The sequence below is a fragment of the Escherichia sp. MOD1-EC7011 genome (genome assembly GCF_002965005.1).
Classification (GTDB): domain Bacteria; phylum Pseudomonadota; class Gammaproteobacteria; order Enterobacterales; family Enterobacteriaceae; genus Escherichia; species Escherichia ruysiae.
Genome location: NZ_PTRD01000019.1, coordinates 146,232 through 162,215, shown reverse-complemented (window position 1 = coordinate 162,215; position 15,984 = coordinate 146,232). Strand labels below are relative to the sequence as shown.

Sequence of the window (15,984 nt, the reverse complement as noted above, 5' to 3'; positions counted from 1 at the left end):
TGGCCCCAAATGTTTCATTTTTGGGGGGGAAACTGTGCAGTGTTGGCAGTCAAACTCGTTTCCAAAACAAAGTGTACAGAACGACTGCCCATATTGATTTATACGTAGATTTAAAAAGGAAAGCAGCATGAAAATTAAAACTCTGGCAATCGTTGTTCTGTCGGCTCTGTCCCTCAGTTCCACAGCGGCTTTGGCCGCTGCTACGACGGTAAATGGTGGGACAGTTCACTTTAAAGGGGAAGTTGTTAACGCCGCTTGTGCGGTTGATGCAGGCTCTGTTGATCAAACTGTTCAGTTAGGTCAAGTGCGTACCGCTTCGTTGGCACAAGAAGGTGCAACCAGTTCTGCTGTCGGTTTTAACATTCAGCTGAATGATTGCGATACCACTGTTGCAGACAAAGCAGCCATTGCCTTCCTTGGCACAGCAATTGATGGAAATCATACCAACGTACTGGCTCTGCAGAGTTCAGCTGCGGGCAGCGCAACAAATGTTGGTGTGCAGATCCTGGACAGAACGGGTACTGCGCTGGCGCTGGACGGTGCGACATTTAGCGCACAAACAACCCTGAACAACGGAACCAACATCATTCCGTTCCAGGCACGTTATTTTGCAACCGGTGCTGCAACCCCTGGTGCTGCTAATGCGGATGCGACCTTCAAGGTTCAGTATCAATAACCTACTCAGGTTTAGGGACGTCATTATGGGCAAGGATGCCCACTCCTTGTGCGATAAGAATAATGATGAAAAGGACGAGATTATTTCTAGTAGCGTTGTTGCTGCCGATGTTTGCTCTGGCCGGAAATAAATGGAACACCACGTTGCCCGGCGGAAATATGCAATTTCAGGGCGTCATTATTGCGGAAACTTGCCGGATTGAAGCCGGTGATAAACAAATGACGGTCAATATGGGGCAAATCAGCAGTAACCGGTTTCATGCGGTAGGGGAAGATAGCGCACCGGTGCCTTTTGTTATTCATTTACGGGAATGTAGCACGGTGGTGAGTGAACGTGTGGGCGTGGCTTTTCACGGTGTCGCGGATGGTAAAAATCCGGATGTGCTTTCTGTGGGAGAGGGGCCAGGGATAGCAACCAATATTGGTGTAGCGTTGTTTGATGATGAAGGAAACCTCGTACCGATTAATCGTCCTCCTGTGAACTGGAAGCGGCTTTACTCTGGCTCTACTTCGCTAAATTTCATCGCCAAATATCGTGCTACCGGGCGTCGGGTTACTGGCGGCATCGCCAATGCCCAGGCCTGGTTCTCTTTAACCTATCAGTAATTGTTCAGCAGACAATGTGATAACAGGAACAGGACAGTGAGTAATAAAAACGTCAATGTAAGGAAATCGCAGGAAATAACATTCTGCTTACTGGCAGGTATCCTGTTGATCATGGCAATGATGGTTGCCGGACGCGCTGAAGCGGGAGTGGCCTTAGGTGCGACACGCGTAATTTATCCTGCAGGGCAAAAACAAGTGCAACTTGCCGTGACAAATAATGATGAGAATAGCACCTATTTAATTCAATCATGGGTAGAAAATGCCGATGGTGTAAAGGATGGTCGTTTTATCGTGACGCCACCTCTGTTTGCGATGAAGGGAAAAAAAGAGAATACCTTGCGTATTCTTGATGCCACAAATAACCAATTGCCACAGGATCGGGAAAGTTTGTTCTGGATGAATGTCAAAGCGATTCCGTCAATGGATAAATCAAAATTGACCGAGAATACGCTACAGCTCGCGATTATCAGCCGCATTAAACTGTACTATCGCCCGGTTAAATTAGCATTGCCACCCGATCAGGCCGCAGAAAAATTAAGATTCCGTCGTAGCGCGAATTCTCTGATGCTGATTAACCCGACACCCTATTACCTGACGGTAACAGAGTTGAATGCCGGAACCCGGGTTCTTGAAAATGCATTGGTGCCTCCAATGGGCGAAAGCACGGTTAAATTGCCTTCTGATGCAGGAAGCAATATTACTTACCGAACAATAAATGATTATGGCGCACTTACCCCCAAAATGACGGGCGTAATGGAATAACGCAGGGGGAATTTTTCGCCTGAATAAAAAGAATTGACTGCCGGGTAATTTTAAACCGGAGGAATAATGTCATATCTGAATTTAAGACTTTACCAGCGAAACACACAATGCTTACATATTCGTAAGCCTCGTCTGGCTGGTTTTCTTGTCCGACTCTCTGTTGCCTGTGCTTTTGTCGCACAGGCACCTTTGTCATCTGCCGAACTCTATTTTAATCCGCGTTTTTTAGCGGATGATCCCCAGGCTGTGGCTGATTTATCGCGTTTTGAAAATGGGCAAGAATTACCGCCGGGGACGTATCGCGTCGATATCTATTTGAATAATGGTTATATGGCGACGCGTGACGTCACGTTTAATACGGGTGACAGTGAACAAGGGATTGTCCCTTGCCTGACTCGCGCTCAACTCGCCAGTATGGGGCTGAATACAGCTTCTGTCTCCGGTATGAATCTGCTGGCGGATGATGCCTGCGTGCCATTAACCACAATGATCCATGACGCTACTGCGCATTTAGATGTTGGTCAGCAGCGACTCAACCTGACGATCCCTCAGGCATTTATGAGTAATCGCGCGCGTGGTTATATTCCTCCTGAGTTATGGGATCCCGGTATTAATGCCGGATTGCTCAATTATAACTTCAGTGGAAATAGTGTGCAGAATCGGGTTGGGGGTAACAGCCATTATACATATTTAAACCTACAGAGTGGGTTAAATATTGGTGCATGGCGTTTACGCGACAATACCACCTGGAGTTATAACAGTAGCGACAGTTCATCAGGTAGCAAAAATAAATGGCAGCATATCAATACCTGGCTTGAGCGAGACATCATTCCGTTACGTTCCCGACTGACGCTGGGCGATGGTTATACCCAGGGCGATATTTTCGATGGTATTAACTTTCGCGGCGCACAATTGGCCTCAGATGACAATATGTTACCCGATAGCCAAAGAGGATTTGCCCCGGTGATCCACGGTATTGCGCGTGGTACTGCACAGGTCACTATTAAACAAAATGGGTATGACATTTATAATAGTACGGTGCCACCGGGGCCTTTTACCATCAACGATATCTATGCCGCAGGTAATAGTGGTGACTTGCAGGTAACGATTAAAGAGGCTGACGGTAGCACGCAGATCTTTACCGTACCCTATTCGTCAGTCCCGCTTTTGCAACGTGAAGGGCATACACGTTATTCCATTACGGCAGGAGAATACCGTAGTGGAAATGCGCAACAGGAAAAACCCCGCTTTTTCCAGAGTACATTACTCCACGGCCTTCCGGCTGGCTGGACAATATATGGTGGAACGCAACTGGCGGATCGTTATCGTGCTTTTAATTTCGGTATCGGGAAAAACATGGGGGCACTGGGCGCTCTGTCGGTGGATATGACGCAGGCTAATGCCACACTTCCCGATGACAGTCAGCATGACGGGCAATCGGTGCGTTTTCTTTATAACAAATCGCTCAATGAGTCAGGCACGAATATTCAGTTAGTAGGTTACCGTTATTCGACCAGCGGATATTTTAATTTCGCTGATACAACATACAGTCGAATGAATGGCTACAACATCGAAACACAGGATGGTGTTATTCAGGTTAAGCCGAAATTCACCGACTATTACAACCTCGCTTATAACAAACGCGGGAAATTACAGCTCACTGTTACTCAGCAACTCGGGCGCACATCAACACTGTATTTGAGTGGTAGCCATCAAACTTATTGGGGAACAAGTAATGTCGATGAGCAATTCCAGGCTGGATTAAATACTGCGTTCGAAGATATCAACTGGACGCTCAGCTATAGCCTGACGAAAAACGCCTGGCAAAAAGGACGGGATCAGATGTTAGCTCTTAACGTCAACATTCCTTTCAGCCACTGGCTGCGTTCTGACAGTAAATCTCAGTGGCGACATGCCAGTGCCAGCTACAGCATGTCGCACGATCTCAACGGTCGGATGACCAATCTGGCTGGTGTATACGGTACGTTGCTGGAAGACAACAACCTCAGCTATAGCGTGCAAACCGGCTATGCCGGGGGAGGCGATGGTAATAGCGGAAGTACAGGCTACGCCACGCTGAATTATCGCAGTGGCTACGGCAATGCCAACATCGGTTACAGCCATAACGATGATATTAAGCAGTTCTATTACGGAGTCAGCGGTGGGGTATTGGCTCATGCCAATGGCATAACGCTGGGGCAGCCGTTAAACGATACGGTGGTGCTTGTTAAAGCGCCTGGCGCAAAAGATGCAAAAGTCGAAAACCAGACGGGGGTGCGTACCGACTGGCGCGGTTATGCCGTGCTGCCTTATGCCACTGAATATCGCGAAAATAGAGTGGCGCTGGATACCAATACCCTGGCTGATAACGTCGATTTAGATAACGCGGTCGCTAACGTTGTTCCCACCCGTGGGGCAATTGTGCGAGCAGAGTTTAAAGCGCGCGTTGGAATAAAACTGCTCATGACGCTAACCCACAATAATAAGCCGCTGCCGTTTGGGGCGATGGTCACATCAGAGAGCAGCCAGAGTAGCGGCATTGTTGCGGATAATGGCCAGGTTTATCTCAGCGGAATGCCTTTAGCGGGAAAAGTTCAGGTGAAATGGGGAGAAGGGGAGAATGCTCACTGTGTCGCCAATTATCAACTGCCACCAGAGAGTCAGCAGCAGTTATTAACTCAGCTATCAGCTGAATGTCGTTAAGGGGGCGTGATGAAAAGCAAACCTTTTTATCTTCTCTGCGTTTTTTTGTGGCTGGTTGTCAGTCACGCCAGAGCCGCAGATAGCACGATTACTATTCGCGGCTATGTCAGGGATAACGGCTGTAGTGTGGCCGCTGAATCAACCAATTTTACCGTTGATCTGATGGAAAACGCGGCGAAGCAATTTAACAACATTGGGGCGACGACTCCGGTCGTTCCTTTTCGTATTTTGCTGTCACCCTGTGGTAATGCCGTTTCCGCCGTAAAGGTTGGGTTTACCGGTGTTTCAGATAGCCACAATGCCAACCTGCTTGCACTTGATAATACGGTGTCAGCGGCCGCAGGGCTGGGAATACAGCTTCTGAATGAGCAACAAAATCAGATACCCCTTAATGCCCCATCGTCCGCGATTTCGTGGACGACCCTGACGCCAGGTAAACCAAATACGCTGAATTTTTACGCCCGGCTAATGGCGACACAGGTGCCTGTCACTGCGGGGCATATCAATGCCACGGCAACCTTTACTCTTGAATATCAGTAACTGGAGATGCTCATGAAATGGCGCAAACGTGGGTATTTATTGGCGGCAATGTTGGCGTTCGCAAGTGCGACGATACAGGCAGCCGATGTCACCATCACGGTGAACGGTAAGGTCGTCGCCAAACCGTGCACAGTTTCCACCACCAATGCCACGGTAGATCTCGGCGATCTTTATTCTTTTAGCCTGATATCTGCCGGAGCGGCATCGGCCTGGCATGATGTTGCGCTTGAGTTGACTAATTGTCCGGTGGGAACGTCCAGGGTCACCGCCAGCTTCAGCGGGGCAGCCGACAGCACCGGATATTATAAAAACAAGGGAACCGCGCAAAATATCCAGTTAGAGCTACAGGATGACAGCGGCAACACATTGAACACTGGCGCAACCAAAACTGTTCATGTGGATGATTCCTCACAATCAGCGCACTTCCCGTTACAAGTCAGAGCATTGACGGTAAATGGCGGTGCCACTCAGGGAACCATTCAGGCAGTGATTAGCATCACCTATACCTACAGCTGAACCCGAAGAGATGATTGTAATGAAACGAGTTATTACCTTGTTTGCTGTACTGCTGATGGGCTGGTCGGTAAATGCCTGGTCATTCGCCTGTAAAACCGCCAATGGCACAGCTATCCCAATTGGCGGTGGCAGCGCCAATGTCTATGTCAGCCTTGCGCCCGCCGTGAATGTGGGGCAAAACCTGGTCGTGGATCTTTCGACGCAGATCTTTTGCCATAACGATTACCCGGAAACCATTACAGACTATGTCACACTGCAACGAGGTTCAGCTTATGGCGGTGTGTTATCTAATTTTTCCGGAACCGTAAAATATAATGGTAGTAGCTATCCTTTCCCGACCACCAGCGAAACGCCGCGCATTGTTTATAATTCGAGAACGGATAAGCCGTGGCCGGTGGCGCTTTATCTGACGCCGGTCAGCAGTGCGGGTGGCGTTGCGATTAAGGCAGGCTCATTAATTGCCGTGCTTATTTTGCGACAAACCAACAACTATAACAGCGATGATTTCCAGTTCGTCTGGAATATTTACGCCAATAATGATGTGGTGGTGCCCACTGGCGGCTGTGATGTTTCCGCTCGTGATGTCACCGTTACACTGCCGGACTATCCCGGTTCGGTGCCGATTCCTCTTACCGTTTATTGTGCGAAAAGCCAAAACCTGGGGTATTACCTTTCAGGCACAACCGCAGATGCGGGCAACTCGATTTTCACCAATACCGCGTCGTTTTCGCCAGCACAGGGAGTCGGCGTACAGTTGACGCGCAACGGAACGATTATTCCAGCGAATAGCACTGTGTCATTAGGGGCAGTAGGGACTTCGGCGGTAAGTCTGGGATTAACGGCAAATTACGCACGTACTGGAGGGCAGGTGACTGCAGGTAATGTGCAGTCGATTATTGGTGTTACTTTTGTTTATCAATAAAGAAATCACAGGGCTTGCTAATGCTGGTACGTAATATTACGTGATGCGCCAGGCTACCTACAAAACCTGCATGTTAGCCCTTTGTAGGCCAGATAAGACGCGCCAGCGTCGCATCTGGCATACACAAAGCGCACTTTGCTGGTCTGTTCCCCTCACCCTAACCCTCTCCCCGGAGGGGCGAGGGGACTGTCTGGGCACATTTTTAGACTTTGTCATCAGTCAGAGCCTGCCATTGGCAGGCTCTGGTGTTCCTTTACGCTACCATGCTGATAATCAACACAATAATCAGCCCAACCACGGAGTTGACCAGTTCCAGCAGACCCCAGGTTTTTAACGTGTCTTTTACCGACAGGTCAAAATAACCCTTAAACAACCAGAAAGATGCATCGTTAATGTGGGTGAGGGTGTTGGAACCTGCAGCCGTCGCCAGCACCAGCAGCGCCGGATTCACGCCAACCAGTTGACCGGTTGCCGGATCAAGGATTGCAGCACTGATAATCCCGGCGGCAGTCATCGCCGAAACCACACCCTGACCGGTCGCCAGACGAATCAGTACGGTGATCAGCCACGCCATGATGTAGGGCGAAATATTGCCATGCGACATCAACATGCCGATGGTGTCACCAATGCCGGTGTCGATGATGGTCTGCTTCAGTACGCCGCCAGCACCGATGATCAGAATCACCATCGCAATGCTTTTTACCGCGCTTTCAAAGGCGTTCATTACCCACTGCATATCGTGCCCGCGCGCGGTGCCAAAGAGTACGAATGCAACCACCATCGCAATAAACATTGCAATCGGCGAGGAACCGATAAAGTTAACCACTTCCCAGGCAGGGGTATCTTTTACCAGCCAGATATTGGCGATGGTGGTGGAGATCATAATGATCGCTGGGATCAGCGGCACCAGAATCGAAACGCCGAAAGAAGGCAGATTGTTCATATCTACCGGTTGATCTGCTTTCAGAAATGACGGCGTTGGGCGTTCCAGATTACCGAGGAACTTCGGCAGGATCAGGCCAGCGCAGATTACACTTGGGATCGTCACCAGTACGCCATAGATATAAACCATCCCCATATCCGCGCCATAAGCATTTACCAGCGCCACCGGGCCCGGCTGCGGCGGGAACAGTGAATGTGCGGTAGTGGCAGCTGCTACTGCCGGAATAGCCAGTTTCAGGAACGGGATTTTGGCTTCGGCTGCAATCACGATCACCAGCGGTGCCAACATGATAAAGGCCACTTCATAGAACATCGCCAGACCGAAAATCAGGCCGATGATAATCACCGATATCTGAACATAGCGCAGACCGAGACGCGCCAGCAGCGTGTGCGCTATCTGGTGAGCCGCGCCAGAGTCGACCATCAATTTACCGATGACCGCACCGAATACCACGATGATCGCCAGTTCCCCCAGCGTGTTGCCGAAGCCCGCTTTCATGGTGTGAAGCAGCGACATCAAATCCATGCCCGCCAGCATCCCGACGGACAGCGCCGCCACTAGCAAAGCCACCATTGAATTGATTTTGAACTTCAAATTCAGTACCAGCATCAGGCCAATGCCGAATACCACCCAGAGAATGTTAAGCACATGCATAACGTTTTACCTTACCTGGTTGAACCGTTGTTATTTTGGGCGACATGTTATGTAAATTGGTCAACCATTGTTGCGATGAATATCACATACCCTGATCAATAACCGTTGTTTACCCTTGCTGTAATTTGCAACAACCGGCAGGAGAGTAGATTTCTTGTGATGTGGTTAACCAATTTTAGAATCCGGGTTGACATGTCTTACCAAAAGGTAGAACTTATACGCCATCTCATCCGGTGCGACGCCACGGCTGTGGTCTGGTTGTTCATCCGGATACCTAAACAACTCCGGGGTTCCGCGTCTCTTCGCTGTGGAACCCACTATGTGAAAGAGGAAAAATCATGGAACAGACCTGGCGCTGGTACGGCCCAAACGATCCGGTTTCTTTAGCTGATGTCCGTCAGGCGGGCGCAACTGGCGTGGTTACCGCGCTGCACCATATCCCGAACGGCGAAGTATGGTCCGTAGAAGAGATCCTCAAACGCAAGGCTATCGTTGAAGATGCTGGCCTGGTGTGGTCTGTCGTAGAAAGCGTGCCAATTCACGAAGATATCAAAACCCATACCGGCAACTATGAGCAGTGGATCGCTAACTATCAGCAGACCCTGCGCAACCTTGCGCAGTGTGGTATTCGCACCGTGTGCTACAACTTCATGCCAGTGCTCGACTGGACCCGTACTGACCTCGAATACGTGCTGCCGGACGGCTCCAAAGCCCTGCGTTTCGACCAGATCGAATTTGCTGCGTTTGAAATGCACATCCTGAAGCGTCCAGGCGCGGAAGCGGATTACACCGAAGAAGAAATTGCTCAGGCTGCTGAACGCTTCGCCACTATGAGCGACGAAGACAAAGCGCGTCTGACTCGTAACATCATTGCTGGTCTGCCGGGCGCGGAAGAAGGCTACACCCTCGACCAGTTCCGTAAGCACCTGGAGCTGTACAAAGATATCGACAAAGCGAAGCTGCGCGAAAACTTTGCGGTCTTCCTGAAAGCCATTATTCCGGTTGCCGAAGAAGTTGGCGTGCGTATGGCTGTTCACCCGGACGATCCGCCGCGCCCGATCCTCGGCCTGCCGCGCATTGTTTCCACCATTGAAGATATGCAGTGGATGGTTGATACCGTAAACAGCATGGCGAACGGTTTCACCATGTGCACCGGTTCTTACGGCGTGCGTGCTGACAACGATCTGGTTGATATGATCAAGCAGTTCGGTCCGCGTATTTACTTCACCCATCTGCGTTCCACCATGCGTGAAGATAACCCGAAAACCTTCCACGAAGCGGCGCACCTGAACGGTGACGTTGATATGTACGAAGTGGTGAAAGCGATTGTTGAAGAAGAACACCGTCGTAAAGCGGAAGGCAAAGAAGACCTGATCCCGATGCGTCCGGACCACGGTCATCAGATGCTGGACGACCTGAAGAAGAAAACCAACCCAGGTTACTCCGCGATTGGTCGTCTGAAAGGCCTGGCCGAAGTTCGCGGTGTCGAACTGGCGATCCAGCGCGCTTTCTTTAGCCGTTAATATCCACCGGCATGGCTGCGCGCCGTGCCGGTTCCTTCTTCCTTGCCGTCACTCTCTGAAGACGGATTCTGGAGTTTACGATGACTACTATTGTTGACAGCAATCTGCCGGTTGCCCGCCCGTCATGGGATCATTCTCGTCTGGAATCACGCATTGTGCATCTCGGTTGCGGGGCGTTTCACCGCGCGCACCAGGCGCTGTACACCCATCATCTGCTGGAAAGCACCGACAGCGACTGGGGTATCTGCGAAGTTAACCTGATGCCAGGCAACGACCGCGTGCTGATCGAAAACCTGAAAAAACAGCAACTGCTGTACACCGTGGCGGAAAAAGGTGCAGAAAGCACCGAGCTGAAAATTATCGGTTCGATGAAAGAAGCTCTGCATCCGGAAATCGACGGTTGCGAAGGTATTCTCAACGCAATGGCGCGTCCGCAAACAGCGATTGTCTCCCTGACTGTCACGGAAAAAGGTTACTGCGCCGATGCGGCAAGCGGTCAGTTGGATCTCAATAACCCGCTGATCAAGCACGACCTGGAAAATCCGACCGCGCCGAAGTCCGCGATTGGTTACATCGTTGAAGCTCTGCGCCTGCGTCGTGAAAAAGGGCTGAAAGCGTTTACCGTAATGTCCTGCGACAACGTGCGTGAAAACGGTCATGTGGCGAAAGTTGCCGTTCTGGGGCTGGCTCAGGCGCGTGACCCGCAGCTGGCGGCATGGATTGAAGAGAACGTCACCTTTCCGTGCACCATGGTTGACCGCATTGTTCCGGCGGCGACGCCAGAAACCTTACAGGAAATTGCTGATCAACTGGGTGTTTACGATCCGTGCGCGATTGCCTGTGAACCGTTCCGTCAGTGGGTGATTGAAGATAACTTCGTTAATGGTCGCCCGGACTGGGATAAAGTGGGCGCACAGTTCGTTTCGGACGTTGTACCATTCGAAATGATGAAACTGCGTATGCTCAACGGCAGCCACTCTTTCCTTGCGTACCTTGGTTACCTCGGTGGCTATGAAACCATTGCTGATACCATGACTAACCCGGATTATCGCAAAGCCGCCTTTGCCCTGATGATGCAGGAACAAGCGCCAACGCTGTCGATGCCGGAAGGGACTGACCTGAACGCCTATGCGACGCTGCTGATCGAGCGTTTCAGCAACCCGTCTCTGCGTCACCGTACCTGGCAGATTGCGATGGACGGTAGCCAGAAGTTACCGCAGCGTCTGCTGGACCCGGTGCGTCTGCACCTGCAAAACGGCGGTAGCTGGCGTCACCTGGCGCTCGGCGTGGCGGGCTGGATGCGCTACACCCAGGGTGTGGATGAGCAAGGCAACGCCATTGACGTAGTTGATCCGATGCTGGCTGAATTCCAGAAGATCAACGCGCAATATCAGGGAGCAGAACGCGTAAAAGCCCTGTTGAGCCTGAGCGGTATTTTTGCAGATGATCTGCCGCAGAATGCCGACTTTGTTGGTGCAGTGACAGCGGCATATCAGCAACTGTGCGAGCGCGGCGCGCGCGAATGCGTGGCTGCACTGTAACTGACTGATTACCATACAGACTTACTGGTCAATCAAACCAATATTTGGTTGACCAGTTTTCGTTTTTTTGCCTACCTGTACGTGCCAACTTCCAGTGCTAATGGTATAGTTTGTCATTGACGATCAACGTAAGATCGCCCGATGCGCACGCTTATCGAGCCAGGGTATCAATCACAACTTATTAAATACGCACTCTTTGTCGGTCGGATAAGGTGTTCACGCCGCATCCGGCAATAATTTGATTAACCGCACCTAACGGACACAACATCATGAAATCTGCCACCTCTGCGCAAAGACCTTACCAGGAAGTCGGGGCGATGATCCGCGATCTGATCATCAAAACACCGTACAATCCTGGTGAACGACTGCCGCCGGAGCGTGAAATCGCAGAAATGCTCGAGGTCACGCGCACTGTGGTGCGTGAGGCGTTGATCATGCTGGAGATCAAAGGACTGGTAGAAGTGCGTCGGGGCGCCGGTATTTATGTTCTCGACAGTTCAACCAGCCACACTGCCGACAACGCAGATGCCAACGTCTGCAATGACGCCGGTCCTTTTGAGCTGTTACAGGCGCGTCAGTTACTGGAAAGTAACATCGCGGAATTTGCCGCTTTGCAGGCCACCCGCGAAGATATCGTCAAAATGCGCCAGGCATTGCAGCTTGAAGAACGCGAACTGGCCTCCAGCGCACCGGGCAGCAGTGAAAGCGGCGATATGCAGTTTCACCTTGCCATCGCGGAAGCGACGCATAACAGTATGCTGGTGGAGCTGTTCCGTCAGTCCTGGCAGTGGCGTGAAAACAATCCGATGTGGATCCAGTTGCACAGCCATCTGGATGACAGCTTGTACCGCAAAGAGTGGCTGGGCGATCACAAACAGATCCTCGCCGCGTTAATCAAAAAAGACGCCCGTGCGGCGAAGCTGGCAATGTGGCAGCATCTGGAAAATGTGAAACAGCGCCTGCTGGAATTTTCCAATGTTGATGATATCTATTTTGACGGCTATCTCTTCGACTCCTGGCCGTTGGATAAAGTTGACGCCTGATCCTTATTTCTGGTGCCAAGTTGAGCAGCTTTGCACCAGGCCTTTTAGCCACGTAATAACCGATATTATTAATAAACGATGAGTAATTTAATAATTACTTATTACATGTCTTTTATAAGCATTTTATATCTATTTAAATCTGAGTGATTATTCGGAATAATCAAAATATATTGATTTGTTTCTGTCTGGTTTAGTGACTTTTATCAAATTATATCTTTTTAAATAAAAAGTAAGTGGATCTTCATTTCGGTTCAGGGTCTTATACTTTGCGGGCGAGAATCAAGCCTGTTATCAGGCACGGATGCAATGAGCAAAAAGGAATGACTATGGAAAATGAGCATCAACCCAGTGGTGTCAAGCCGTCAGGGCAAGATATCGATGCCGCTAAACGTCAGGAGTGCGCAAAATGATGCGCCAATTACTTCAGACCGTATTACCTGAAAACACAGGCAGCAATACATCATCGCTGCGTGATTCCGTATGTCGGGATCTCTTTCAACTTTTCAATTCTCCTCATTCACCGCTACCTGCATTACTTATTTCAGGTATGCCAGAGTGGCAAGGGGATAATCAGAGCGACAAACATCTCCAGAGCTGGTATTGCCGCCAGCTGCGTTCCGCTCTTTTATTTCATGAACCACGTATTGCTGCATTGCAGGTGAGTCTGAAAGAAGCATATTGCCACGATCTGACGATCAGTCTGGAGATGATGCTGTACCACGACGATGAACCTCTGACGTTTGAGTTGGTCTGGCAGCATGGCGGTTGGTACAGTGCGACGGTGGGAAAAGTCAGCTAAATACCATCTTCTGCGTTTTACTTTGTCAGCCGTCCGAACGGGCTTCTACGTCCATTCGGGCGGCAGACAACCGCTTATGCAGTTTCAAACGTTCCTTTCACACACGCCTTGCCGTCTTTGACCATCAGTTTGCCGTGAGCGTACACCTGCTCAATGCGCAGTTCCGGTGTCATAACCAGCAAATCCGCGTCATTGCCGGGCAGAATTTCACCTTTCCCTGTCAGGTTGAGGAAACCGGCGACGCTGCTGGTGAGTGGACGCACGGCATCGCTGATACTGAAACCGAAGTCTTTGACCAGCACCTGTACGGTTTCCAGCAAAGTCTCAAAACCGGCAACGCCGATATGCGTTAAATTCCCCTCGTCGTCAAAGAACGGCTGGCTACCGTTGCCGTCGGAGCTGAGGGTGATGCGAGCCAGCGGAATACCCGCCTGAACGGCGCGGGCAATCCCTTCTGCAGGGGCAACCGGCTCGTCAATGCTGCTGGTGATGTCGATGGTGCCGCCTTTCAGGGCGAACTCCAGCGCCTGTTCAAACAAAGGAACGTTACGGTTAACGTGCGTCGGCAGTAACTTGCTGATTGGCACATCGCAGTTTTCCAGGAGGTCATAGATTGGCTGTAACGCCTTTTTGCTGTCGCCCATGTGGAACACGGTGACGCCAGGTTTACCGCCGAGCAAGCCACCAACGCGGGATTCCGCCGCCATATTGGCCAGATGATAAACATCCGGTGCGGCAGAGCGGTGATCAGAAATGGCACATTTCACACCAATCACCCGATCGATAATCGCCACATCTTTTTCCACGGAACCCGTAATGGTGCGGGAAGGTACATGATACGCACCGGTCAGCATCCAGGCGCTGATACCTTCTTCATTGAGCGCACGGGTCTTGGCAAGGAGGGATTCCGGGTGGCGAGAGATAGAGTCGGTGCCAAGCAGGCCAACCACTGATGTGACGCCCGCTTCCGTCAGGCGGCTTAACGCCACTTCCGGCGTGCGTGTCGTGGGACCAGCTTCGCCGCCGCCGCCAATCAAATGAACGTGTTGATCAATAAAGCCTGGGCAGAGGATCTGCCCACTGAGATCGACAACCGTGCAGTCCGGTACGATGTCAGAAGGGATATTGCTGGCAACGGCGATAATCTTGCCGTTAGCGACGAGGACATCGCAAACTCCCCGATCTTCCGGCGCATACAAATGCGCTCCCTGCAGCAGGATGAAACCGGCTGCGGAATAATCAATCATGTAAACTCCTTGTTAAACAATAAACTGCATAACCCAGATCGACAGAAAAGCGTTAATCACGCAGACCGTAATGATATGCAGATGGTATTTAGCATTCACTTCGGCTGTCTCCAGGCTGCGACCGACATTTTGCACCGTGCTGGCCATTAAATACATTGCGGGCAGTAAAACGGTGTTAATGGTCAGGCTGACAGCAACTGTTGCGGTTGAGTTTCTTGACTGGCAAGGGAAATGCCCCAAAGGAAAATACCAGGGCGCTCTTCTCTGGTATGGCGGGGAGAAAAATCCCCCCTTATGAAGTCGCCGTTTGCAGCTTAAATAATTGCACTGTGCTGATGAGCGCGGCAATAAACAGCGCCGCTGCGCCACAAAGCGTGGAGTTGGCGAGCGCCGACGTTCCGTTGCCGAGCATACTGGTCAGTGCCGGGCCGAGAATTTGCCCAATGCCATAAATAAGCGTCACAAAGCCTAACAGGTTGAGATTTCCCGGCACACTAAGCTGGCGGGCGATGGTCATCACCAGCGAGGTCGTGCCCATAAAGGTGCCGCCAAAGCCAATACTGCTGATGATGAGTAATAAAGGAGAACTGCTGGCGAGGGTTAACAGTACGCAGATAGCCTGTACCAGCAAATTCACCGTCAGGCAGGGTAACGCCCCCCAATGTTTTGCTGCCCACAACCAGCCAAAGCAGCCTGGCACAATCGACAAGCCGACCAGCGTCCAGAGATGGGCGGTCAGTAACGGCAGGCCGGCGTCTTTCGCCATGAGCGGCAGATAAGTGGCAACGATGATATAACCAAAACCCGCCAGACCGTACAGAATAGCCAGCAACCACCAGCTCATAGGTTGTTGATTGGTTTTTGCTAACGGCGCAGGCGTGATGGTGTTTTTTTTCGAGGGGATCAAAAGCGCCAGTACAATCAATATCATGCCAGAAAGCGCCCCGGCACCTTGCCATAGCGTTTGCGAGGAGAGGGCAAAATGCAGCCCAGCCAGCACATATTCATTGCCTAGTGCGATGCCAACACCAACGCCAGAAAACAGTGCCGCAAGTACAAAAGGATGGCGGGTATGTTGCATGATGAGCGTCGAGCCGAAAATCAACATCCCGGCGCTGGCGATACCCGCCAGAAAGCGAACCAACAACACCAGAATAAACGACGGCAACCACGCCATCGCGAGGATCAACAAGCCGGTTGCCAGGGCGCAAGCCAATAAAAACGGGCGCAGACGTGAGGGTAAATGAAATGCGCCGAATGAAAACAACAGGCTTCCAGCCAGATACCCAGCGTAGTTGCCGCTGGCAATCCACGATAGTTCGTTAAATGAAAACTGCCCCTCCGCCAGCATAACTGGCAGCATCGGCGTATAAAGAAAGCGACCTAACCCCATACCTAAGGTCAGAACCAGCATCCCGAAAAGCGCGGTGCTGAAGGAAAAGCGTTCTACGGGATGCGATGACGGGGACATGTTTTACCTTGCTTGTCTTTTTGTTGTTAACAAGTTAAT

Annotated in this window: 14 protein-coding genes and 1 pseudogene; 11 read left to right on the top strand and 4 right to left on the bottom strand. The window is 51.0% G+C overall.

Annotated features, from left to right (window positions below):
• Positions 1-127 precede the first annotated feature (127 nt).
• The 7 genes from fimA (at position 128) to fimH (ending at position 6,724) form a co-directional block, all read left to right on the top strand.
• Entirely contained in the window at positions 128-676 is a 549-nt protein-coding gene (gene fimA / locus A7098_RS09520; protein WP_000695568.1) for a type 1 fimbrial major subunit FimA, read from the top strand.
• 65 nt (positions 677-741) lie between these two features.
• On the top strand, positions 742-1,281 hold the full coding sequence (locus A7098_RS09515; RefSeq protein WP_105280712.1) for a fimbrial protein: 540 nt from the start codon (positions 742-744) through the stop codon (positions 1,279-1,281).
• Between the two features lie 36 nt (positions 1,282-1,317).
• Entirely contained in the window at positions 1,318-2,043 is a 726-nt protein-coding gene (gene fimC, locus A7098_RS09510) for a type 1 fimbria chaperone FimC (protein WP_105280709.1), read from the top strand.
• 66 nt (positions 2,044-2,109) lie between these two features.
• Positions 2,110-4,746: a fimbrial usher FimD gene (fimD, locus tag A7098_RS09505; RefSeq protein ID WP_105280708.1), complete on the top strand. Its 2,637-nt coding sequence runs from the start codon at positions 2,110-2,112 to the stop codon at positions 4,744-4,746.
• Between the two features lie 9 nt (positions 4,747-4,755).
• Positions 4,756-5,286, top strand: coding sequence for a type 1 fimbria minor subunit FimF (gene fimF, locus A7098_RS09500; RefSeq protein ID WP_105280707.1), 531 nt, complete (start codon positions 4,756-4,758; stop codon positions 5,284-5,286).
• Positions 5,287-5,358: 72 nt separating this feature from the next.
• On the top strand, positions 5,359-5,802 hold the full coding sequence (locus tag A7098_RS09495; protein WP_309245664.1) for a fimbrial protein: 444 nt from the start codon (positions 5,359-5,361) through the stop codon (positions 5,800-5,802).
• Positions 5,803-5,821: 19 nt separating this feature from the next.
• Positions 5,822-6,724: a type 1 fimbria D-mannose specific adhesin FimH gene (gene fimH / locus A7098_RS09490; protein WP_085460274.1), complete on the top strand. Its 903-nt coding sequence runs from the start codon at positions 5,822-5,824 to the stop codon at positions 6,722-6,724.
• A gap of 253 nt (positions 6,725-6,977) precedes the next feature.
• On the opposite strand, the gene gntP is transcribed toward fimH, so the two are convergent.
• The gene (gene gntP, locus A7098_RS09480) at positions 6,978-8,321 is read right to left on the bottom strand and encodes a gluconate permease GntP (protein ID WP_000558243.1); all 1,344 of its coding nucleotides are present in this window, start codon (positions 8,319-8,321) and stop codon (positions 6,978-6,980) included.
• A 338-nt stretch (positions 8,322-8,659) separates the two neighbouring features.
• Between gntP and uxuA the strand changes: the two genes are divergently transcribed.
• The 4 genes from uxuA to iraD all read left to right on the top strand — a co-directional run bounded on the left by uxuA (position 8,660) and on the right by iraD (position 13,227).
• Entirely contained in the window at positions 8,660-9,844 is a 1,185-nt protein-coding gene (gene uxuA, locus A7098_RS09470; RefSeq protein WP_000438582.1) for a mannonate dehydratase, read from the top strand.
• Positions 9,845-9,924: 80 nt separating this feature from the next.
• On the top strand, positions 9,925-11,385 hold the full coding sequence (locus A7098_RS09465) for a fructuronate reductase (protein WP_000208206.1): 1,461 nt from the start codon (positions 9,925-9,927) through the stop codon (positions 11,383-11,385).
• Positions 11,386-11,654: 269 nt separating this feature from the next.
• Positions 11,655-12,428, top strand: coding sequence for a Uxu operon transcriptional regulator (uxuR, locus tag A7098_RS09460; RefSeq protein ID WP_000833697.1), 774 nt, complete (start codon positions 11,655-11,657; stop codon positions 12,426-12,428).
• 406 nt (positions 12,429-12,834) lie between these two features.
• Entirely contained in the window at positions 12,835-13,227 is a 393-nt protein-coding gene (iraD, locus tag A7098_RS09455) for an anti-adapter protein IraD (protein WP_032227041.1), read from the top strand.
• Positions 13,228-13,301: 74 nt separating this feature from the next.
• Here iraD and iadA read toward each other — a convergent pair whose 3' ends face one another.
• The 3 genes and pseudogenes from iadA to A7098_RS09440 form a co-directional block, all read right to left on the bottom strand.
• Positions 13,302-14,474 (bottom strand): beta-aspartyl-peptidase, encoded by a 1,173-nt coding sequence (iadA, locus tag A7098_RS09450; protein ID WP_085460278.1) that lies wholly within the window; start codon positions 14,472-14,474, stop codon positions 13,302-13,304.
• A gap of 12 nt (positions 14,475-14,486) precedes the next feature.
• Positions 14,487-14,648 (bottom strand): annotated as a pseudogene (locus A7098_RS24205) (hypothetical protein); the annotation flags it as partial.
• Between the two features lie 118 nt (positions 14,649-14,766).
• Positions 14,767-15,945: an MFS transporter gene (locus A7098_RS09440; RefSeq protein WP_000075229.1), complete on the bottom strand. Its 1,179-nt coding sequence runs from the start codon at positions 15,943-15,945 to the stop codon at positions 14,767-14,769.
• Between the last annotated feature and the right edge of the window lie 39 nt (positions 15,946-15,984).